The following is a 21,384-nucleotide window of genomic DNA, read 5'->3' on the forward strand; positions in this document are numbered from 1 at the left end:
TCTCCTGTAGCTCAATCGGTTTATAAACTTTTGAATTTATATTGATTGCCCAACCACAACCGTCAGCTGCAGGGGATCCTAGATAAACAACAACGCCATTTACCAAGTTGTTATTATCATGGTCACTACAACGATTTATTGCTGTAAATAAGATAAAACACATTAAGAATACCGAAAATAATTTCATTTTAACTTTCATAATTTCAAATTTTAATAGTTAGTTGTTTATACCTCTTCAAATAAGATACACAATGTTGATTTTGCTTGCTTATAAGGCACTGAATTGGACAAAGTAGTAAGCCCTCATTTTTTGTGTTTTTATAATCAAAAAACAATAAAATATATTCTGCAAGCCTGCAAAGACCTCCCCAACGCAGTAGAGTCTACTTTGCACGCAGGTGAAATTCATTTTTTTTCGGTAGAACGAACTTTGCAAGCCTGCAGAGTTCATTCGATTGTAGAAGAGTATGCTTTACACGCATGTGGTGTTGATTCGATTTGAGTGGAGTGAACTTTTCATGCAGGAGAAGTTCGTTCGATTGTGGTAGAATGAACTCTGCATGCCTGCAAAGTTCATTCGATTTTAGAAAAATATGCTTTGCAAGCTTGCAAAGCATACTTTCCTGTGTTTTAGTCCAAATTACGCTTCGGCAGAGCTTACTTCCGGCTCTGCTTTTGCTTTAGAAACCGATTTTGGGAACAATCTATCGGCATATTTTTTACCGAATAGTTTTGCGGCATCCAGATAGTTGAATTCGTACTGCTTGCGCAATTCCAGCTGAGCCAATTCTTCGTTGGCTGTTGCTGTTTTCACTTTTAATTCCTCCTCGTCGAGTTTCTTCATGCTACCTTGCATATTAGATATTGCAGCGCCTAAAGGAGCTACATGTGCATACAGTTCATGTTCTGCACCCAAAGATTTTAATCGCTCCGATAACTGTTCTGCCAAACCCAGTTCTTTTACGAAAGGTGCACGAACAATGTCGGAATATTTACCATCGGGGAATAACAGATTATAGATTGGTCGTCCCGGATTGTTACGATCATATTGCTTTGCCGAATCAGATATGTTACGAATGGTATCATCCAAAGCAGCATCGTTATAAACTACATCGTCGTAGGCAGCATCGCGTACCTCTTTTTGTGTAAGAGTTGCCTCACGTTTGTCTTTCAACACAATAACTTTCGGAGCAATAGCTTCGGCTAAAGCTTCAGCTCCTTTGGTACGTTTACACAATCGGGCATGTCGGTTAGCATTACTGATGTGCACTTGCGACGACATTCTGTCATTTAATAGTTTTGCCATTTTTAAAAAAAATTAATTTATTAGTAAAGGTTCACCGGAGTGAGTTAACTGTACATTTTTATAATTAAATGATCCTTCCAACAACACATCCTCTTGCCAAACAGCTCTAAATTCATCCCTATCCTACTAAACATCTGCCATTGCAGTATATCTTTCCTTATGATCAGATACTAATTTAACATTTATTTTCCGTCTACAGAAATAAATATTCAGATTATTGGCTGCTAAATTTGCTTTATCAGACTTTAAGCCTATTTCGTACACAATAACAATTCTTTTACATGATAAATTCAGATTAACCTTATCTGCCAACTTCTCCCTGATTCCTACTATAACTTAATCGGTAAATTAGGGGGCAGGAATAACAATAAACAAGATTCATACAAATAGGAACGAAGGAGAATTTACACCTTTTTGAGGGAGCTATGCGAAAACTTGCTTATAAAATAAGACCCGTCAGATTTAAAAAACCTGACGGGTCTGGGCAATTTTAAAAAAAGGGAGGACGCAACATGTTGCGTCCTCCCATAGTATATTATTAAACTCTAATAATTGGTATTTACCAAATTTTAGCTCTTTGCTCTTCGGTACGATACAAAGAATCTTTCTCGGTAATTCCGAAAGCAGTATAGAATTCGGGAATATTAAATAATCCACCGTTTACACGATATTTTCCAGGAGAATGAACATCTTCTTTCAAATTACGTTTCAATGCTTTATCTCTTATATTACCTCTCCAAACCTTAGCATAAGCTAAATAGAATCGCTGCATATAAGTAAAACCATCAATATCTTTTGGTTTTTTACCATTTAAAGCCATTTTGTATGCCTCCATAGAAACAGTTAACCCACCGTAATCAGCAATATTCTCACCTAAAGTTAACTTACCATTCACATGCATTCCATCAATTACTTCAAAACTGTCAAATTCATCAACTAATTTTTGAGTTCTCGCTTTAAATTTTTTCGCATCTTCAGAAGTCCACCAGTCTCTCATGTTACCATCCTTATCAAATCTACGACCAGAATCATCAAATCCGTGAGTCATTTCATGACCAATAACTACACCAATGGCACCGTAATTTACAGCATCATCACCATCTTTATAAAAGAAAGGAGGTTGAAGAATTGCAGCTGGGAATACAATCTCGTTCAACATTGGATTGTAATAAGCATTTACAGTTTGAGGAGTCATTCCCCATCTTTGGGTATCTACTGGTTTTCCAAGATCTTCGAGATTTTTATTGAAAGCAAATACTCCGGCTCTCCCAATATTTTGCACATAAGAATCTGTACCCACTTCCAATTTCGAATAATCTTTCCATTTATCAGGATAACCGATCTTCACACCAAAAGCATCTAACTTAATTAATGCTTGCTTGCGAGTAGAATCGCTCATCCAATCCAATTTCTCAATTCTGCTGTGAAGTGCTTTCTTTAAATTAGACACCAATTTAATCATCCGCTCTTTGGATTCAGCAGGAAAATATTTCTCTACATATAATTGTCCAACTGCCTCTCCCAATACAGAACCAGTAGCACTAGACATTCTTCTCCATCTTGGCTTTTGAACTTTAGTACCTGATAAAACAGTACCAAAGAAGGCAAAATTCTGATCTGCAATTTCTTTATTTACATAGGATGCAGATTCGTCTAACACTTTCCAGTTCAAATACAATTTAATAGACTCCAAATTGTTCTCTCCCAATATACGGTTCAGTTCCTCCATATATTTAGGTTGAGTAAGCACAACAAAAGTTTTAATATCAGCACCTAAATCTTTAAAATATTCTTTCCAATTAAAATTAGGATATGCTTTCGCCATTTCATCCAATGTTTTAGGATTATAAAGCTTGGTGTAATCTCTATTTTCTAATCTGGTATTAAAGGCATGTGCCATGCGAGTTTCCAAAGCCATGATTTTGTCTGCTTTTTTCGCTGCAACTGCTTCCTCGTCGCCAATCAATTCATACATCTTAGTTAGATGTTTGATATACTCTGCACGAATTTTAGTGCTATTCTCATCATCGTTGGTATAATAATCGCGATCAGGTAAAGAAAGACCTGCTTGCGAAAGATACATTCTATTGATGTCTGAGTTTTTCATATCCTGCTCTACTCCCACACCAAAAAAGGCACCTACACCCATTTTATGAAGATGAACCAAAGATTTTAATAAGTCTTCCTTATTCTGAATTGCATCAATTTTTGCAAACTCAGGAAGTAATGGTTTTATGCCTACAGCATTTATTTTGGCAGTATCCATACCGGTAGCATAAAAATCCTGAATCTTCTTCAAGTTACTACCTTCTTTGGCATCCTTAGTTTTTGCTGCTTCTTCCAAAAGATCGTGAATTGCTTCGTTGGCATTCTCCGCCAAAATATCAAAAGCACCATAACGACTTCTATCTTCTGGTATGGGAGTATTTTTCATCCAGGTTCCGTTTGAATACTCAAAAAAGTTATTCCCTGGCTTTACGGATAAATCCATATCCTCTTTTTTTATTACTCCAGTTCCTTTCGGACTCTGCTGTGAACAACCAGCAGTAACGGCAAGGATAAGTCCTAATCCCATTATGCCCCCTGTAATTTTTTTCATGTGTTTATAATTTATTGAAGTATTTAAAATTTTCTAACATCCTTGCGAAAATAGAGATTTTTAAGATAAATGTATATTTTTTTCGATAAGAATAGACATTCGCCCGATGAGTGAGGCTTTGATATCTTATCCGAAAGCAATATGTTTGCACGCATAAACCATTTCGAGCGAAATATGATTGAATGCACCAAAACAAAGAGAAAAGTAGTATTGGGAATGAGCGGGGGAACCGATTCTTCTGTTTCTGCAATATTACTAAAGGAACAAGGCTTTGAGGTGATTGGTGTTTCTCTTTGGTTTTATAATACGGATTATTCCTTTAATGCAAAAACTGCCTATCCGGAGTATATTCAGGAGGCAAAAGCATTGGCTACAAGGTTGAAAATTGCACATCATGTGATAGATGCACGTAGGGAATTTCGCGAAAAAATCATTCAATTCTTTCTAGATGAATATCTTGCTGGCAGAACACCTAGTCCTTGTATTCATTGCAATCCGCAACTAAAATGGAAATTATTGCTGGAGAAAGCCAATCAACTGGAATGCGATTTTATTGCCACCGGCCATTATATACAAATCTTAAAAGAACAGCAGACAGCCTACATCCATAAAGGATTTGATCCGGTGAAGGATCAATCGTATTTTTTATGGAATCTGCCGCAAGAAATTCTCCAGCGAACAATCACTCCGCTCGGCAAATATACCAAGCACGAAGTTCGTGAGATAGCCAAAGCACATGGTTTTCCCGAGATAGCAACAAAAAAGGAAAGCATGGGCGTGTGTTTTATGGATCATAAGGACTATCGGGACTTTTTAAAAGAAATGATTCCCAATCTTGATGATAAAATTGGTAAAGGAGCAGTATTAGATACCGATGGAAATCATTTGGGCTGGCATGATGGTTATCCCTACTATACCGTTGGGCAGAAAAGAGGATTGGATCTGGAGGTAAAATCAGGAATGATGGTAAGTAAAATATGTGCAGACACCAACACATTAATCCTGGCAAAAAGGGAAGATTTGAATCGAAAAGATATTCGGGTTTACGATTACTATTTTCATGATATCGCGGATATTCAAGATACAAATATCACCACAGTGGTTCGTGGTTTGGGATTAAATCCCGATGGATTAAGTCGTATTAGCCTGATTAATGAAAAAGAACTAAAAGTAGAATTAGAACAGGAAGCTTGGGCAATTGCTCCCGGTCAACCAGTTGCTTTTTATATTGGCAGTAAATTAATTGGTGGTGGATTTGCAAGCTAAGAGATGCCAATGCAACCCACCACACTTTTTAGTCGGATTTTTTATCAATCCATACTCTTTGCTCCTCCAATACCAAATCGGTCTCGATACTTTCCTGAAAGTGATTGAATAATTTCTTCTCCAATCCCGTAAATTTCCTTGCCGTCTGATCCATCACACAAATGGTTCCAAACAAATCCTCATTCGGAAATAAAATGGGTGCGCCAAGATAACACACCAATCCATTATTCACAGGTAGTTTTTCCTTCCAGAAATCGTCCATTTCCGCATCAGTAATTTCAACTTGTTTTCCACTACCTACTACTGTATCGCAATAGGTTCCGATATTAATTTCCCCTTTATCCCCAACATTAAATGGGTTATCCGAATTGGTAGAACGCACGAGTACCTCTATTTCGAGTGGATGAACTTTCATAATTAAAGCTGCCTTCACGCCCAATAATTCATGCAATAAATTTATCTTCTGCTGCCATTTCTGTATTATCTCCGGATTCATGGCAATATTTGCTTCTGTTTCCATACCCCTATTTTTTATATTTTCGTTTTTTGATTAATAAAGTTAAGGAATAATCGGTCGGAAAAACAATAAAAAGTAATCGCTTTCTAAGCATTTCTGAAATATATTTGCAGTGCGAAGTAAAATTTTACTTTGAGCGATTTAATATTGAATTTACAATGGAGCAGGACAAGGGAAGTAATGAATTAGCAATGAATGAAGCATTAATCAAATTAATTCAAACCAGAATGCCATTCGGAAAATACAAGGGAAGATATTTGCTCGATCTACCGGAACCTTATTTGGTTTGGTTTCGGCAGAAAGGATTTCCTGCTGGCAAACTTGGGGAAATGCTGGCTTCGGTTTATGAGATTAAATTGAATGGTCTGGAGCAAATGTTGCGTCCCTTATGCCGAAAGTATCAGTAAAAATTAGCTTAAACATTAACCAGCAGCGCCATGGATTTGAATAAACACCAGATGTGTTTTCCTTCGCATAAATCCATTTTATGCTGCGATGCTTGCGTTATGGAAACAATCAATTTAAAGCCGACATCCACAATACAATAAATCCGATTTTCTTTCCTGATTAACTTCACAATAGTTCCCGGAAGTTGGTTTCGGATGGAAATATCGGAGATTTCCTTTAAGGTTAACGCAATATCTTCGGGTCGTAAGGATACATTCATCTGTTCCCCCACCAAACAGCAATCCTTTATTAGTTCCCGCTCCACCCTTATTTCCTGACTGGCATCTTTATTTACCAAAATGCTTAGGCCGTTTTCCTTATCATGGGTTTCTACAACAAATGGAATTACATTCATTAATCCCGATCCGCGCATCACATCAAGCATATTTTCCTTTTCAATCAATTCCATATATTTCCCATGCCCCAATACAGATCCATTTTTAAGCAAAAATAATTCTCTGGTGAGACTTAATAAATCGGGTAAATCATGGCTTACCACCAACATGGGTATGTTTAATTGTTGGTTGATTTTAATCAGATAAGGAATGATTTGTCTGCGAAGTGCCATGTCTAAAGAGGAAAATGGTTCATCCATAAGAAGCAGCTTAGGAGCACTTAATAAGGCTCTGCCAATAGCAACTCTTTGCTTCTCTCCTCCTGATAATTGACTGGGACGTTTATCTACCAAAGGCTCCAATTCCAACAAATGTAAAACTTCATCAAAAGCAATTAATGGTTTATCCTTCGACTGAAAAATAGTGCCGAAAAGTAAATTTTTCCGCACGGTCATGTGGGGAAATAATCTCCCTTCCTGAAAAACATAGCCAATTTTTCGTTTCCGCGATGGAGTCCATATTTTATTTTGCGAATCAACTATTACCTCCTCAGCAATGCTAATATTCCCCTCATCGGGATATTCTAAACCGGATATCAAATGAAGGAGCGTAGTTTTTCCAGCTCCGGAGGGACCATAAATGCCTGTAATTCCTTTTCTGAAATTCACCTCTACATTCAAAGTAAAATTTCCTTTTGTTCTTTTTAATTTGGCACTTAATGCATGCATGTTGAATCTGTATTAAATCAGCTTAATTTTAATATTACTGAAATCATCGTCTTTCGTGAACTTTTTTCACCAGGTATTCAGAAATCACCATGGCAGAAAAAGAAAATATAACCGCAACCATTAGCAAACGAAAAGCTGCTGTTTCCTGTCCCGGAATTTGAATCTGACTAAAAAGTGCCAAAGGGATGGTTTGGGTTTCGCCACTTATATTCCCGGCAAATATAATCGTCGCGCCAAACTCTCCCAACGAACGGGCGAAAGTAAGTACAAATCCACTTATAATACCGGGTAAAGCCAATGGTAATGTTATTCGCATAAAGCTCTGAAAGCTATTTGCACCCAAGGTTTTTGCGGCAGCTTCCAAACCGGGATCAACCATTTCGATGGATAGTCTTATTGCCCGCACGGCTAAAGGAAATGCAACAATCATAGAGGCTAACACTGCGGCATAAAAAGTGAAGGCAATGCGTATTCCAAACCAATCGAATAACCAACTACCGATGATTCCTTTGGTTCCGAATAGCAACAAAAGGACAAATCCCGTTGCAACGGGAGGAAGTACCAATGGTAAGTTGATGAGTCCTTCAATTAAAGGCTTTCCCCTAAAACTCTTCCGCGCCAAATACCAAGCTAAAAATATTGCAAGCGGCAATATCAGAACGGAACACCATAATGCTACGCGTAAGGATAATCCTATTGCGTTGAGCTCAGCATCCGAAAAATGAAACCAATTTCTCATATTAATTGTGATTAAAACCATTCTTTACCCAAATCTGATGCACTTTTTCGCTTTGCATATAATTCACAAACAGTGTCAATGTTTTGTTTTGCTTTTTCCCGGTTGCACCATAATAACGGATTGGGGCACTTGCTTGAATTGGAAATTTATACACTATTCTAAGCTTTTTCGATTGCAAAGCATCAGAATAATATACCATTCCCATTTCTACTTCGCCCATCTCCACCATAAATAAGGCATCACGCGCATCCTTTGCAGGTAAATATCTATTCTTTAAATCGGCTTCCCATTTATATTTTTGAATGATTTGCTGCGCATATTTCCCAACCGGAACATAACTGGGATCACCAATCGCAAGTCTTCCCTTAAATAGAGATGAAAAATGACTTAAATCGCTATCACCAATCATCAAATCAGTATTGGAAACCGGAACAACAGCCACAATACGGTTATTTGCCATTGTAGAGATAGATCCCCTATCAACAAGGCTCAAAGAATCCACATAAGCCATCCATTCCCTACTAGCGGAGATAAAATAGTCGAAGTTGGCTCCTGCTTCTATTTGGCGCGCCAGAGTGCCTGATGATGCGACATTAATTCGCAAGACAATACCAGTATCTTTTTCAAAATCAGTAGCAATTTGTTGCATCACCTTGCTTACGCTTGCTGCGGTGTAAACCGTTAGCACCTTCTCCTTTTTCTGCTTTGCAGAACAAGAGAAAAGCAAGAACGACAGTACAATAAAACAGAACAATTGATATGAATTCCTAAGGACTATTCTCGACATTGTTTCTTGAAATAATTTAAAGCTCTGAAAATACTAAATTTTTAACTGTCTTAAAGATATTCTACCATTAAGAATCACATTAAGCTATTGCATAGAGCTCCGTTAAGCTCATCAAAGCTATCGCTTATTTTAAATCACTTTAAATAATTTTTTGTAATTTGGAAACTCATTCCAACTTCAACTTAAGAACAAATTCATGCAAAAAAACATTCTCTGGTACTTCGAAAGTTTTAATTTTCTTGATTCCCTTTCCATGAAAGAAAAAATGGAGCTGAGTGATCGTGCAAAAATGATTGAAGCAAAGAAGAATCAAATCATTTACCTACCTAGCGATATTTCTAATTCTATCTATTTCCTAAAAAAAGGAAAAGTTAAAATTTCTTCCTTCTCCGATGATGGCAAAGAAATGATTTATGCCATATTAGGACCCGGTGAGATCTTTGGAGAATTAGCAATAATCGGACAGGAAAACCGAGAGCAGATTGCAGCTACTACCGAAAATGCGCTAATCTGCTATGTAGATGTACGTGAATTTGAAAATTTTTTAGCCACTCATCCCCGATTGAGTCTCCAAATCACAAAACTAATCGGGTTTCGATTGATGAAGGTACGAAGTCGATTGGAAAGAATGTGGTTTAAATCCGCATCGGAACGTGTGAAAAGTTTACTCCTGGATTTAATTGATGAACATGGTATTAAAATTGGTGATGAAAGAGAAATCCGGCTAAATCTTACCCATCAGGATATTGCAAACCTGGCTGCCACCACCCGACAGACAGTTACTACCACTTTAAATGATTTAGAGCGAAGCAACATCATTACCTACGACCGAAGAAGAATTCTGGTTAGAAATCCCAAAGCTTTGGAATAGACAATTTTCATTTTTACAACTCATCTTATTTTCTGTTGAATTAACTTTTTACAGGGAACGCGTATTCTACTCGTCTCCAATCGATATCGAATAGGCTTGTACCTTACTATTAATCCCATCACAAAAACAATGGCATAAAGTGCCCATCCTTTTTCCAGAAGTACAACATGTAAAATGGACAAGCTTATCGCTACAAAGACAAAACGATGTATCTTCTTCCACCCTTTTTTCAGGAATTTCATTGATTTACGATTAGAAGTTATCATTAATATCAGAATAATCAGACTCGCAATTAATCCGAAAACTAAATTAAATTCAGAAAACACGGCTAAAATCCCTTCGGAATATAAAAAGAAGAAAAAATGTAGCGTAACATAAACACCACTCGAAATTCCCATGGCCTGCCTAACGTACAAATTATTTTTTGTGCCAAACACAATCCGAAAAGGCGAAATTAATAAAACAGCAATCATCCAACGGATGGCCCACTCTCCAGTTTGATGAATGGCAATCTTCACTCCGGGAATCACATCTCTACCCAATTGTTCTGCAAGATGATCCGGTAACTCATAATCATCAAAAAGTATAAAATCGAAAGATCGATTAGTGAAATTTAAGCTTATCGCACTAAAAATGTTAATTAATGGTACAATTGCAATGATAACTACGAGTATCCATGCCCAATTTTTCCTCATCCAACTCATATTTATTTCTCCTTTTTTTTAACGCTAACAAAGATGAACAAGTAAAAGCAAATTCTAAATACCTAGATTCAGGTATAATGATCCAGCTAAAATTTATAAAACACTGCATATAGAAATACAAAAAACGGGACTTTCTAAGGAGAGTCCCGTTCTTTAACATTTACGCTTTGCGCTTATTATAAGCCTAAATTTTTATTTTTAATCACTTCATCCTGAAGTTTTCGAGCTAATTTTTGTTCCCTCACCAATGCATTCTTGCGATGCGTATCAAATTCTTCACGTACCTCTTCCAATGTCGTTTTTGTGGCTACGGTTACGATATTACTTCTTTTAAAAAGCATAAAACAAGCTGCTGCCACTATCAACGAACCTAAAATTAACACCCACATAATAGTATTATAAGTTCCTTTAGGCATCTCTATTCCAAAGAATTTCATACTGTCCTTCGAATTCACAGTGTCGTCCAATTTACTCTTCACATTTTGCAATTCATCCTTCAATTCTGCAATCTCTTTATTTTGCTTATCGGTTACAGACTTTGTATCCACTAATTGCAAGCTCATTTGTTTTAGAGAATCACTAACATTGGATTGGTATTTATTCAGCCACTTCGTACTCACCACTTTATATTCCTGATAGGTGTTTGATTTTGTCATCATAAAGTCAAATTGACTTTGAAGAGAACCTTCGATAAGAGAAGGAATTACTCGCTTTTTTCTAACGGGAGTTTTCTCCGCTTGCTTTTGAAGCGTATCCTGTGCTTGAATAGAAAAAGAAACGAAAAGAACGAGGATAAATGAAAGAACTGTTTTGTGCATTTTAAGTGGTATTTCTAGATTATATAATTTTTACTACAAAGAAAACGATATTCATCAAAGAAAATTGCAAGTTCGGAATAATTTTTCTTAAACAAGTTTAAGCCGAATTCCTACTTGCATTTATGTTTCCATAAAGAGATCTTATGACTAACTTTTGTAATATACTGTATTTCTCCAGCTTTGTTACCTTATTTTGTTCCATTTCCCTGATTTTTATTAATGCATATTGTTGTATGCATATTAAAGGTAAAACCATCTCTTCACGTAAACGAATAGAATCCTTTAATTCCATAGCATTCTCCATTAATTCCTTTTGCCCTGAAACTTTTAATAACATTTCAATACTTAGTTGATATTCCCGATGTATCCACTCCCAGAAATCGCCAAACTCCTGATCATTTCTCATATACTCCGTCAACTTAAAATTAGATTTACAGATAGATTGCATACTATTTTCAACCAACGTACGAAAGAAGGAAGAATTCTGATACAAGTGCTTGCATGCCTCCATACGTCCTTCCTCTTCCAATCTCTTTAAGGAACTTCCTACTCCAAAAAAACCAGGCACATTCTGCTTCATCTGGCTCCAAGCTCCTACAAAAGGGATTGCTCTTAAATCTTCAAAATTCAATTTCTCGGTTTGCTTTCTTTTGCTTGGCCTGCTTCCTATTTTCGCTTTGCCATAGTACTTCAAAGCACTCCTATTTTCCAGATAGGAAACAAATTTATCCGAAGATTTAAAGCGATAATATTCTTCCATGCTATATTTCGATAACGTCTCCATTACCTCCCTATCTTCTTTCGTGAATTGTTTATTCTGATCTTCGAACAATCTGTTTTCCAATCCCGCAGTTATCAGTAATTCCTGATAGTACATGGCAGAATCCCGCGTGCCAAACTTGGAGCTAATTGTTTGTCCCTGAATGGTAACCTGGATTTCCTGATTTTCGATATTATTTCCCAACGAAGAGTAGAACTTATGCGTATTTCCACCTCCACGAGCTGGTGGTCCTCCCCGTCCATCAAAAAATACTACCGTTATTCCTTTTTCTCTCGATAAACGAGTTATATTTTCTTTTGCTTTATAGATGTTCCAATTCGCCGAAAGATATCCACCATCTTTTGTGCCATCCGAAAATCCCAACATAATCGTTTGTTTCCTCCCACGCTGCTTTAAATGGCTGGCATAAATCTCATTTTTGTACAATTTCTGCATGGTTTGATCTGCCTGTTCCAAATCCTCAATCGTTTCAAAAAGTGGAACAATATCCAACGGAATCTGGTCTTGCCATTCGCACATACGTGCCATGGCAAATACCCGAGCCACATCTTCGGCATCTCTGCAATTACTGATAATAAAACGGTTACAAGCCGGTTCTCCATTTTTCTCTTGTATTTCCTTAATGGTACTAAAGAGGTTAAGGGTATCCTTATAAACTTCATCATTCGTCTGAAACAAGGAAACCGATGAATGCATTTCCATTAAATCCTTTAAATCCGTCGGCATTTTTCCGGATTTTAATTCCGGAGCTGTTTTGCACAAAACTTCGAATGCACTTTTCAGAATTCGTCTATCTTGCCTTATATCAATACTCGCCAGATGAGAACCAAACAATACCAACTTATTTCGGAATTGCTTTAACAAATCCATAAAAAATCCATCATGCTCCTCTATCAATATTTTTTCGATCTGATCGAGATAATGTAACATCTGCGAAGCGTCTATTTCGACAGTATATTTTTTCGAATTGATTGCTTTTAAAACCCTTTCCTCTAATTCAACCACCAATTCGTACACCCCTTTAAAACTCAATCTCCTTCTTAATATTTTAATATCGTTGTAGTAATTTGAAAACAAAACGGTTTGCAATCTATTGGCTACAGCCAAGGTTGTTGAGGTACTGACAAACGGATTTCCATCTCTGTCTCCTCCAGGCCAAAAGCCAAATAGAATAGGAGTTCCAATTTTGTCTTGCTTCGTATCTGTATAAAGCTTGCCATATAAATCGGAAGCCGATTGATAAAAGATATGCTCAAGATACCAGCTCAAGCTCTTGGCCTCGTCGAACGGTGTAGGTCGCTCCTTCTTAAAGAATGGTGTTTTACCCAATTGAGTAAGTAGAATCTTTATTTGAATCAGATCATTTTGCTGAATAGCATCAATCAAGTCGTTTATAATTGCCAACACCGTACTTGGATAGAATTGTGTTGGGTGTGCAGTTAATACAATACGAACTGCAAATTGTTTTAATTCCTCGTAAAAGTCATCCGATCGCCCTTCGCATTTAAGTCTTTCCTTTAAAGTGCGAAAACTTCCTTCTCCGTTATTATCGTATAATTTAAGGAATGCGGCATCCTCTAAGGAATCTAAAAGAACCACTTGCCGTTCAATGTAATGAATTACCCGAAACATGAAATCGATTTTCTCCTTCTCTGAACGAAAACCAGTTTGTTTCTCGAAAAAATGATTGAGAATTTCGACTGGAGATTTTCCCTCTTCCAGTCCTTGCAAACATTCGTCTTTTAAAAGGGGAATTAAAATACCGGTTCCATGAATTCCATCTAGCGGTAAAGTCATGAATATGCTATTGTACAAATGGTATTTTAATGCTACTTCATTTTGAAATTTTTCCGATTGCATATTGCTTGAATTATTTTCCCTTTATAAAAAAACCAAATTATTACTTGAAGATAGAAAAGCTAAGAATATTAAAAGAACAATTAGAAAGGAAAATATATTTTGAATTTAAAAAAATGAATTTACCTTTGTAAGTAAATACTTACTTCATGAAGAGGGAATCAACGGAAACAAGACAAGCGCAAATCAAACAGGCCGTTTTAGACATCATCTATGCAGATGGATTAAAGAACCTATCTACTCGCAACCTAGCCAAACGTATCGGAATGAGTGAAGCAACTATTTTTCGTCATTTTGCAAGCAAACAAGAAATTGTTCTAGCGATCATTAAAGACGTTAAACATGATTTTATAGACGCTTTAAAAGAGATCGCATATTCAAAATCTGCACCAGAAGATAAATTGAAGTTATTTCTTTGTAAAACCGTAAAATACCTAACAGAAAATAAGGGAATCACAATGCTTATGTTTTCTGAAGCCTCTCATAACAATGATTCAGAGTTAAAAAATATTTTAAATCAGATATTTAATTCTCAAAAGAATTTGGTTTGTAAGATATTTGCTGAAGGTATAGCCGATGAAATATGGGATAAAAACATACCTACCGAAAATCTGGCCATGTTGTACATGGGAATTCCAGTATCATTAAACATAGAACTGATATTAAACAACGGAGTATTTCACATGGATAATTTTTGTAATAAAATGATGAGTTTATTATTAAAAATTCTTCAAGTATAGTTTTTTTTGATAATTTATGTAAGTAAACACTTACTTTAAAGATGTTCATCTTTCTAAAAAACATTAAAAAATGAAAAAAATATTAATGATTTTTCTTCTCAGCCCAATACTTTTGAGAGCCCAGGAAGTAAAAAATATAGGGCAATTATTTGATTCCCTAAAATCTCAACCTGTATCTCTTCAGGATGAATTCAGAGTGCAACAAGCACTAACTGGCAAGCAATTAGCATATAGTAAATTGTATCCAAAAGTAGATTTATTTGGCCGTTATGATCATTCCTCGAAAGCTGCTGCCATGTTACCCTTGCCTTTAAATGATTTATTTGCATATAAAGCAGATGAAACCAGAGCTCAACCTTTTAGTGAAAATATATTTCGGATTGGAACAAGCATATCCATGCCTGTTTTGGTTGCTTCTATTTTTCCTATGGCTGCTAAAGCAAAAAAATTAGTGCAATCGGCAGAAGATCAAAAATACATTAATCTTCTTAAAAATGAGGCCATTATTGTGGGAGCAAATGCAAATCTCACTTATTTGCAAGCTTTGAATAAAGCATTAGAAAAAAAGAAATCTTCCCTATCTAAAACATTAGAATTTGTTCATATCAAGGTAAATAATGGAAGAGCTCCGGAATCTTCACTTCTTAAAATTAATGATGGACTCCATCAAATAGATATTTTAAAAAACGAACTAGCTATACAGCAAGAAGGTGTAATATCGGTTATTAAATCCCTTACAGGAATTAGTTTAGAAAAACCTATCAATATAGAGCAGGTTGGTACTTACCAAGCAGGAGTAATAAAATCACTCGATCCGCTTCGAAAAAAAGTGGATGCTAATAAATTAAATTACAGAGCTGAAAAAGAGAAACTGTTACCTTCCTTAATGTTGCAAGCTAATTACACAAACAGCTTTGCAAAATCTTATAATAACAACCAAAACATCAATAAGGATTACACTACGGCAGGATTAGTTTTAAAAGTCCCATTATTTGCTAAAGATCAGTATGCTCATATCAAAAAAAGCAAACTAGATTTTGAATCTTCTCAAAATGATCTTCAAAAAATGAGTATTGAATTGGAAGCTCAAGCCGAGGAACTACAAAAAAGTTTATTGTTAATAGAAAGCAGCATTCAATTATACAAGCAAAGTGTAGAAGATAAAGACCAACTACTGGCAATTGCTAAGGTATCCTATAAAACAGATGAAATATCAATGGAAGATTATCTTAAATATGAAGATGATTTGATTTTAGAAAAATCTAAGCTTTTTAAAGCCAAAGCTCAAAAATGGCAAACATTAATGAAACTAAGCGTTATTTATGGAAATAATATTGAGGAGATCGTAAAATGAACAAAAAGACAATCATCGGAATCGCAGTAGTAGCGGTTATAATAGTATTGGGAGTTGTAATCTTAAAAAGTGCCCAAAAAAGAGATTCAAATTTGCCTATTGCCAAGTCTTACGCGATAGTGGCTTCTACAATTAAGCCAGTTCTGGAAAATGTTCAACTAACATTACCTTACCTGGCAATTGTTGAAAATGACAAAGATGTAGTTTTGGCAGCTAAGATTGCTACCAGAATTGATTATCTGAAGCCCAGTGGTAGTTTCGTAAATAAAGGTGATGTTATCGTTCATCTTGATAATACGAGTATTGTGAGTAGTATCCAAAGCATAAAAGCAAAAATATTATCGGCTCAAACAGGACTTAAAAACCTTCAAGCCACTCATAAGAGAACTTTAGAATTATTAGCTGTAAAAGGTGCATCCATCGAGCAATCGGAAATGGAAATTAGTAAAATTGCAGAAATAGAATCTAATATTGAAGGACTGAATCAAAATCTAAATAATTTAAATAATAATTTATCCTATGCCAATATTCTGGCACCTACGTCCGGTCGAGTTTCTAACAATAGAATGAATGTTGGAGATATAGCTACACCAGGACGACCAATCATATCTCTTAAATCTCAAAAAGGATTTTCATTGCTTGTTCGTGTACCTACGGATCTACAAATCTGGGGAGTAGTTTCGAATAACAAGAGCTATGATGCAATACCTTTACATAGTACATTTAACGGATTGGCTGAATATAAAGTATTTGTTGACGAAACGAATTTAACAGCCGATGATCGAGTTGAAGTTGCTGTAGAAGTATATAAAGGAAAAGCTATTAAACTCCCCTTCGATGCAATATTAGACAGAAATGGAAAAAGTTTTGTTTTAGTTAGAAATGGTGAAAAGGTTGAATCGAAAGAAGTTCAAATTATTCAAAGTGGCGAGCAAGGTGTTGTTATCAGCAATAATAATCTGGAAGGAAAAGAAATTGTAGTAGCTAAACAGGACATTCTTTTAAAACTATTAAGTGGTATTTCACTAAAAGTTAAGGAGGACTAAATTATGTTTGAATATTTTTATAAGAGACCCTATTTACTTTTCTCAATCATCGCGGGCTTTTTTATTATTGGAGTAATAGCATTGGTTACGCTTCCCAAAAATCTGTTCCCCGATGCAAATCCTCCACAAGTAATTGTTATTACTAAAATTCCAGGTGCAACCGCTCAGGTTGCTGCCAATACTGTATCGAAACCAATTGAGCAAGAAATCTCTCGTTTAGGTCTGGTTACAGATATTAGTTCAGTGAATGTAGCTAACTTTTCAATTGTAAAAGCCGATTTTGATTACAAGAAAAGTTTAAATGCTGCAGCGGTTGATGTTTCCAATGCATTATCAATTGCCAAAGGAAATCTACCGGCAAATGCCAATCCTGCAATTTATACAGCAGGTGATTTCACACTTCCTGTAGATGTTATTTCATTATCTCCCAAAACAGATGATGTAAATTTGGGAGATATTCGGAAAATAGCAGATAGTTTTATTAAACCATACCTGCTTAGCAATTCGAATATAGGTAATGTGGAAGTTTTTGGGGGTTATGAAAGTGCCATAAACATTGAAGTTGATCCATTTAAAGCGAAACGTTATAATATTGAGTTTGACAAAATTGCTATGGCACTTCAAACGCTTAATCGCGATATGCCCATAGGCTTTGTTAAAGGAGACAATAATTTTTATACCATAACCTTTTACGGAGAGAAAGACGAAATTGAAAAATTAAAGCAATTAACCGTAATGCCAAATGTTCGGCTTAGCGATATTGCCGATGTAAAATGGGGATATAAAAAACGCATGAGCGGTTATATTGGAAATGCAAAACCAGCCATAGCATTAGCCATACAACGTTCTCCCGGAGGTAGTGTTCTTAGTGTAAGTAATGCCGCAAGAGAAGAAATGGCAAAACTGGAAATTCAATACCCAAATATACGGTTTGATATTTCCGACACACAGCGAGATCTTATTCAATTATCTAATAGCAATATGCTTTCGGCCTTACGCGATGCTATTATCTTCACCTTACTTGTTGTTTTATTCTTCTTAGGTAATTTTAGAGCAATCGCCGCAGCAGCCTTATCCATCCCTATGGTGTTTTTCGCTACTATGGCAGTAATATGGCTTACCGGTGGTAGTCTGAATATTGTTATCTATACAGCAATTATACTGGCACTGGGAATGTTAACGGATGATGCTGTTGTAGTTCTTGAAAATGTGGAACGGCATTTAAATGAGATGCATGAAGATCTGCAAACCGCCATAAAAAATGGAACCAAAGAAGTTATTGCTCCTATCTGGTCGGGAACACTTGCAACTATTGCCATTGTTTTCCCATTAATGTTTGTAGGTGGATTTCCCGAGAAAATTTTTAAACCGCTTATTTTTACATTAATTATTGCTTTACTAATTTCCTTCTTCCTTGCTATAACATTTATTCCAAGACTACTAACAGTACTTTACAAAAAGGGAAGTAAGAAAACTAAATTTGAGTTATGGTTCGATAAACTTTACGATAATTCAATGGGAAAATTAGTTACTCCATATGTAAATGTGATAAAGTTTTCAAATAATGGAAGAAAAGTTCTCCGAAGAATTTTATTAAGTCTAGGTGTATTAGCTTTACTAATATTAAGCGTAAAAAATATCCTGCCAACTATTGGAAAAGACGCTATGCCTCCAATGGATACAGGAATAATAAAAGCACAAATAGCTTTTAGTTCTAACGAAACAGTAAACAGTGCCGAGAATAAAATTGAACCTTTCCTGAAATGGTTACACGAACAAAGCTGGACAAGAAAAAGTTCAGTTGCCTTTGGTACAGAAGCTGGTGTGCTTAGTTTAGGTAGTGGTAATCTACCTGCCGAAGCAACAATCACCATTAACTGCGTTGATCGCTTTAGCAGAAAACAAAATATTTGGGAAATTGAGAATATCTTAAGAGATAAACTAGCCAATTTAGAAGGAGCTAAAAAGATTGATGTTTTTGATTTTGGTGCTACAGCGGTTTCCTCGATAAAAGCATCAGTAGATGTCAGGCTAAAATCGCCTATTGTTGACGGATTGGCAGATAAATCCTACGCAGTAGATAAAGCAATTAAAGAAGTAAAAGGCCTTACGTCTGTTTCGCGAAGTTGGGATAGAGATTTTACTGAAATTGTACTTGATATTAATGAGAATAAAGCTTTGAGCTATGGTATTACACCCTACCAAATTGCAATGCAAATACCGGTACAAGGACAAGTTGTGGGTTTAAATGCAGATTTACAATCATTAAACACACAAAAAGTAAGACTGTATCTTAAAGGAAAATTCAGTCAGAATGAACAAACCTTACGCTTACTTCCAATACACACGAAAATGGGAGAAGTTCCTCTGGAAACGCTGGCCAAAGTATCCAGACAACTAACATTTGCTAAGATCGAAAGAGATAAATTACTTTATAGTCTCGATATTAACGGTTATAGAACCAAAAGGCCTATCACTCATCTTACCGATGATGCGGAACTTGCGCTTCAAAAAATTAAAGCAAATAATGGAGATGTAATTTTCTCTCAAGAAGGTGATATTGCACAAATAAATGATAGTTTCACACGAATGATGAAAGCTATTGCACTTGGAATTTTGGTATTAATAATGATGCTTATTGCAATCTATAAGTCAGTAAGACTATCCATTATAATGATTTTGGTACTCCCTCTTTCAATGATTGGAGCTTCGTGGGGAATGCTAATATTTCACAAACCGAGTTGTTTGCCTAGTATGTTAGGAATACTATTGCTATTTGGTATAATTATTAAAAATGCAGTACTGCTTATTGATTTCTATCAACATCATCGAAATAATGGTGAATCTGCTTACGATAGTGCTGTTGAAAGTGTAAGAGTTCGTTTTCGTCCGGTAATGATGACTGCCTTTGGTACCATCGCTGGAATGATACCTATAGCGCTAGAACAGGCTGTTGGTTTAGAAAGATTAAGCCCACTTGCTGATGTGGCAATTGGTGGTCTTCTTATAGGAACCTTGCTTACATTAATTTTCATTCCAATATATGCTTATATATTCGATCACGACAAAGCAAAAACTCCTGTAAAACAATAGAATAAAATTCCACTCCAAAAATATCCGATCTTGCAAAGGATATATTTTGGAGTGGAAAACTTAATCCTCAATTCAAATTTTTCATTTAAAAATCTTACAACTTAAACAATAATTTATTTTAAAATTTTGATAGTTTAAATATTCTTTTCGTATTTTTGCGAAATACTAAATACGTTCATAAAACTTGATTCAATATATTCAGAAATTTCAATAAACCATTCAAGCAACTTATCCTTAAAAAAACATTAAAACATGGATTATATAATTGGTATTATTTCTTTTATAGCAGCCTTTATTTTCTCTCTGGGAGGCGTTGGAGCTGCCATTATTCTGATTCCTATTTTAGTATCATTAGGAATTCCAATAACAATAGCAAAGCCTGTAGGATTATTCTATAATACCGTTAGCCTTACCGGTGCTAGTATTTCAAATATTAAGCACAAGCGATTAGATTTCAAAATAGGAATTCCAATCATAATTTTTTCTTTTCTTTTTGCTATAGTTGGAGCTTATATTTCTCATTTTTTCTCCAAACAAATTATTCTGCTTTTGTTTGTTGGGTTTTTACTTTTCTCCGGCTTCATGTTTCTTTTTCATAAAAAAAAGGAGAAAGAAACTTACCGAACAGACAGACCTTTTATTGCTCTTTCATTAATTGGAGGTTTTGCTGGACTTTTATCAGGCTTACTAGGGATTGGCGGAGGAGGAATAATTTCTCCCTTAATGCTTATGTTAGGGTTTAATCCAAAAAAAATAGCATCTATAACGGCTTTTGTTGTGCCTTTTTCTTCCTTTTCCGGCTTTTTAACCTACTGGTCGATGGGAAGCGTAAATTGGGAACTTTTGGCTATAGCATCTATAGCCGGACTTGCAGGGGCTACGCTTGGGACAATGTTTATGCAGAAGAAATTAAAACCAGGTATTGTCAAAAAAATACTCGCATTTATTTTATTACTAATGGCTATAAAATTGAGTTGGCCTATAATTAATAATTTCACTTTTTAAATATCAATAAAAATGGATAATACACTAAAAAAAATGAAACTTTCCTATCTAGGTACAGGAAAACACAAAATTGCTGTAAAATCATTCCTCGAACAAAGGGATGCCATCTTTTTAGATGTTCGGGCAAAAGAAGAAGTGGAAACATTTCAATTTAATTTTCAGCATTTCAATATAGAGGTAATCCATATTCCAATTGACGAATTACCAGATCGTTTTAAAGAGCTTCCTAAAAATAAAGTAATTGGAGCCTTTTGTTCCTCTGGAACCCGATCTGCATGGGCCTACATTTATTTACTCTCCAAAGGATTCGAGAAAGTTAAATGGATAGAAGCAGGTAATGAAGAGATTGCAGGAGCCTTAAAACCTGGATTTATATTTAAAAACTTATAAT

Annotated in this window: 19 protein-coding genes; 9 read left to right on the forward strand and 10 right to left on the reverse strand. The window is 35.6% G+C overall.

The features are described from left to right. The 3 genes from DLK05_RS17540 to DLK05_RS12080 form a co-directional block, all read right to left on the reverse strand. Window positions 1-199: hypothetical protein (locus tag DLK05_RS17540; protein WP_209319859.1), on the reverse strand; the 199-nt coding region annotated here is incomplete at its 3' end. A 441-nt stretch (window positions 200-640) separates the two neighbouring features. Further along, the gene (locus tag DLK05_RS12075; RefSeq protein WP_127344262.1) at window positions 641-1,306 is read right to left on the reverse strand and encodes a hypothetical protein; all 666 of its coding nucleotides are present in this window, start codon (window positions 1,304-1,306) and stop codon (window positions 641-643) included. A gap of 559 nt (window positions 1,307-1,865) precedes the next feature. Further along, the gene (locus DLK05_RS12080) at window positions 1,866-3,905 is read right to left on the reverse strand and encodes a M13 family metallopeptidase (RefSeq protein ID WP_127344263.1); all 2,040 of its coding nucleotides are present in this window, start codon (window positions 3,903-3,905) and stop codon (window positions 1,866-1,868) included. Between the two features lie 141 nt (window positions 3,906-4,046). On the opposite strand from DLK05_RS12080, the gene mnmA reads away from it, so the two are divergent. Continuing rightward, entirely contained in the window at window positions 4,047-5,171 is a 1,125-nt protein-coding gene (gene mnmA, locus DLK05_RS12085) for a tRNA 2-thiouridine(34) synthase MnmA (protein ID WP_127344264.1), read from the forward strand. Window positions 5,172-5,199: 28 nt separating this feature from the next. On the opposite strand, the gene DLK05_RS12090 is transcribed toward mnmA, so the two are convergent. Then, on the reverse strand, window positions 5,200-5,691 hold the full coding sequence (locus DLK05_RS12090) for a GAF domain-containing protein (RefSeq protein ID WP_127344265.1): 492 nt from the start codon (window positions 5,689-5,691) through the stop codon (window positions 5,200-5,202). 155 nt (window positions 5,692-5,846) lie between these two features. Here DLK05_RS12090 and DLK05_RS12095 point away from each other — a divergent pair, with 155 nt between their 5' ends. Further along, window positions 5,847-6,095 (forward strand): DUF3820 family protein, encoded by a 249-nt coding sequence (locus DLK05_RS12095; protein ID WP_235831996.1) that lies wholly within the window; start codon window positions 5,847-5,849, stop codon window positions 6,093-6,095. Window positions 6,096-6,103: 8 nt separating this feature from the next. Here the strand turns inward: DLK05_RS12095 and modC are convergent, their stop codons facing one another. The 3 genes from modC to modA are packed head-to-tail and all read right to left on the reverse strand — an operon-like array spanning window position 6,104 to window position 8,724. After that, complete coding sequence (gene modC / locus DLK05_RS12100; RefSeq protein WP_127344266.1) at window positions 6,104-7,198, reverse strand: molybdenum ABC transporter ATP-binding protein; 1,095 nt, start codon at window positions 7,196-7,198, stop codon at window positions 6,104-6,106. Between the two features lie 43 nt (window positions 7,199-7,241). After that, window positions 7,242-7,937 carry a molybdate ABC transporter permease subunit gene (modB, locus tag DLK05_RS12105; RefSeq protein ID WP_209319860.1) on the reverse strand — a complete coding sequence of 232 codons (696 nt, stop codon included), beginning with the start codon at window positions 7,935-7,937 and terminating at the stop codon, window positions 7,242-7,244. 1 nt (window position 7,938) lies between these two features. Next, complete coding sequence (gene modA / locus DLK05_RS12110; protein ID WP_127344267.1) at window positions 7,939-8,724, reverse strand: molybdate ABC transporter substrate-binding protein; 786 nt, start codon at window positions 8,722-8,724, stop codon at window positions 7,939-7,941. Window positions 8,725-8,920: 196 nt separating this feature from the next. On the opposite strand from modA, the gene DLK05_RS12115 reads away from it, so the two are divergent. Next, complete coding sequence (locus DLK05_RS12115) at window positions 8,921-9,595, forward strand: Crp/Fnr family transcriptional regulator (RefSeq protein WP_127344268.1); 675 nt, start codon at window positions 8,921-8,923, stop codon at window positions 9,593-9,595. A 20-nt stretch (window positions 9,596-9,615) separates the two neighbouring features. Here DLK05_RS12115 and DLK05_RS12120 read toward each other — a convergent pair whose 3' ends face one another. The 3 genes from DLK05_RS12120 to DLK05_RS12130 all read right to left on the reverse strand — a co-directional run bounded on the left by DLK05_RS12120 (window position 9,616) and on the right by DLK05_RS12130 (window position 13,758). Beyond that, window positions 9,616-10,290, reverse strand: a complete 675-nt coding sequence (locus DLK05_RS12120; protein ID WP_209319861.1) for a ferric reductase-like transmembrane domain-containing protein — start codon at window positions 10,288-10,290, stop codon at window positions 9,616-9,618. Between the two features lie 185 nt (window positions 10,291-10,475). Next, window positions 10,476-11,117: a tRNA (guanine-N1)-methyltransferase gene (locus DLK05_RS12125; protein ID WP_127344270.1), complete on the reverse strand. Its 642-nt coding sequence runs from the start codon at window positions 11,115-11,117 to the stop codon at window positions 10,476-10,478. Window positions 11,118-11,214: 97 nt separating this feature from the next. Further along, entirely contained in the window at window positions 11,215-13,758 is a 2,544-nt protein-coding gene (locus tag DLK05_RS12130; RefSeq protein ID WP_127344271.1) for a phosphoenolpyruvate carboxylase, read from the reverse strand. A 146-nt stretch (window positions 13,759-13,904) separates the two neighbouring features. Between DLK05_RS12130 and DLK05_RS12135 the strand changes: the two genes are divergently transcribed. The 6 genes from DLK05_RS12135 to DLK05_RS12160 all read left to right on the forward strand — a co-directional run bounded on the left by DLK05_RS12135 (window position 13,905) and on the right by DLK05_RS12160 (window position 21,383). Then, window positions 13,905-14,495 (forward strand): TetR/AcrR family transcriptional regulator, encoded by a 591-nt coding sequence (locus DLK05_RS12135; RefSeq protein WP_127344272.1) that lies wholly within the window; start codon window positions 13,905-13,907, stop codon window positions 14,493-14,495. Window positions 14,496-14,565: 70 nt separating this feature from the next. Beyond that, window positions 14,566-15,849 carry a TolC family protein gene (locus DLK05_RS12140; RefSeq protein WP_127344273.1) on the forward strand — a complete coding sequence of 428 codons (1,284 nt, stop codon included), beginning with the start codon at window positions 14,566-14,568 and terminating at the stop codon, window positions 15,847-15,849. Further along, on the forward strand, window positions 15,846-16,895 hold the full coding sequence (locus DLK05_RS12145) for an efflux RND transporter periplasmic adaptor subunit (protein ID WP_127344274.1): 1,050 nt from the start codon (window positions 15,846-15,848) through the stop codon (window positions 16,893-16,895). The genes DLK05_RS12140 and DLK05_RS12145 overlap by 4 nt, the downstream gene beginning before the upstream one ends. Window positions 16,896-16,898: 3 nt before the next feature. Continuing rightward, window positions 16,899-19,988 (forward strand): efflux RND transporter permease subunit, encoded by a 3,090-nt coding sequence (locus DLK05_RS12150; protein WP_127344275.1) that lies wholly within the window; start codon window positions 16,899-16,901, stop codon window positions 19,986-19,988. A 252-nt stretch (window positions 19,989-20,240) separates the two neighbouring features. Beyond that, complete coding sequence (locus DLK05_RS12155; RefSeq protein ID WP_127344276.1) at window positions 20,241-20,993, forward strand: sulfite exporter TauE/SafE family protein; 753 nt, start codon at window positions 20,241-20,243, stop codon at window positions 20,991-20,993. 12 nt (window positions 20,994-21,005) lie between these two features. After that, window positions 21,006-21,383 carry a rhodanese-like domain-containing protein gene (locus tag DLK05_RS12160; protein ID WP_127344277.1) on the forward strand — a complete coding sequence of 126 codons (378 nt, stop codon included), beginning with the start codon at window positions 21,006-21,008 and terminating at the stop codon, window positions 21,381-21,383. Window position 21,384: the final 1 nt, after the last annotated feature.

This window comes from Ancylomarina longa (genome assembly GCF_003996985.1).
In the GTDB taxonomy this organism is placed as follows: Bacteria; Bacteroidota; Bacteroidia; order Bacteroidales; family Marinifilaceae; genus Ancylomarina_A; species Ancylomarina_A longa.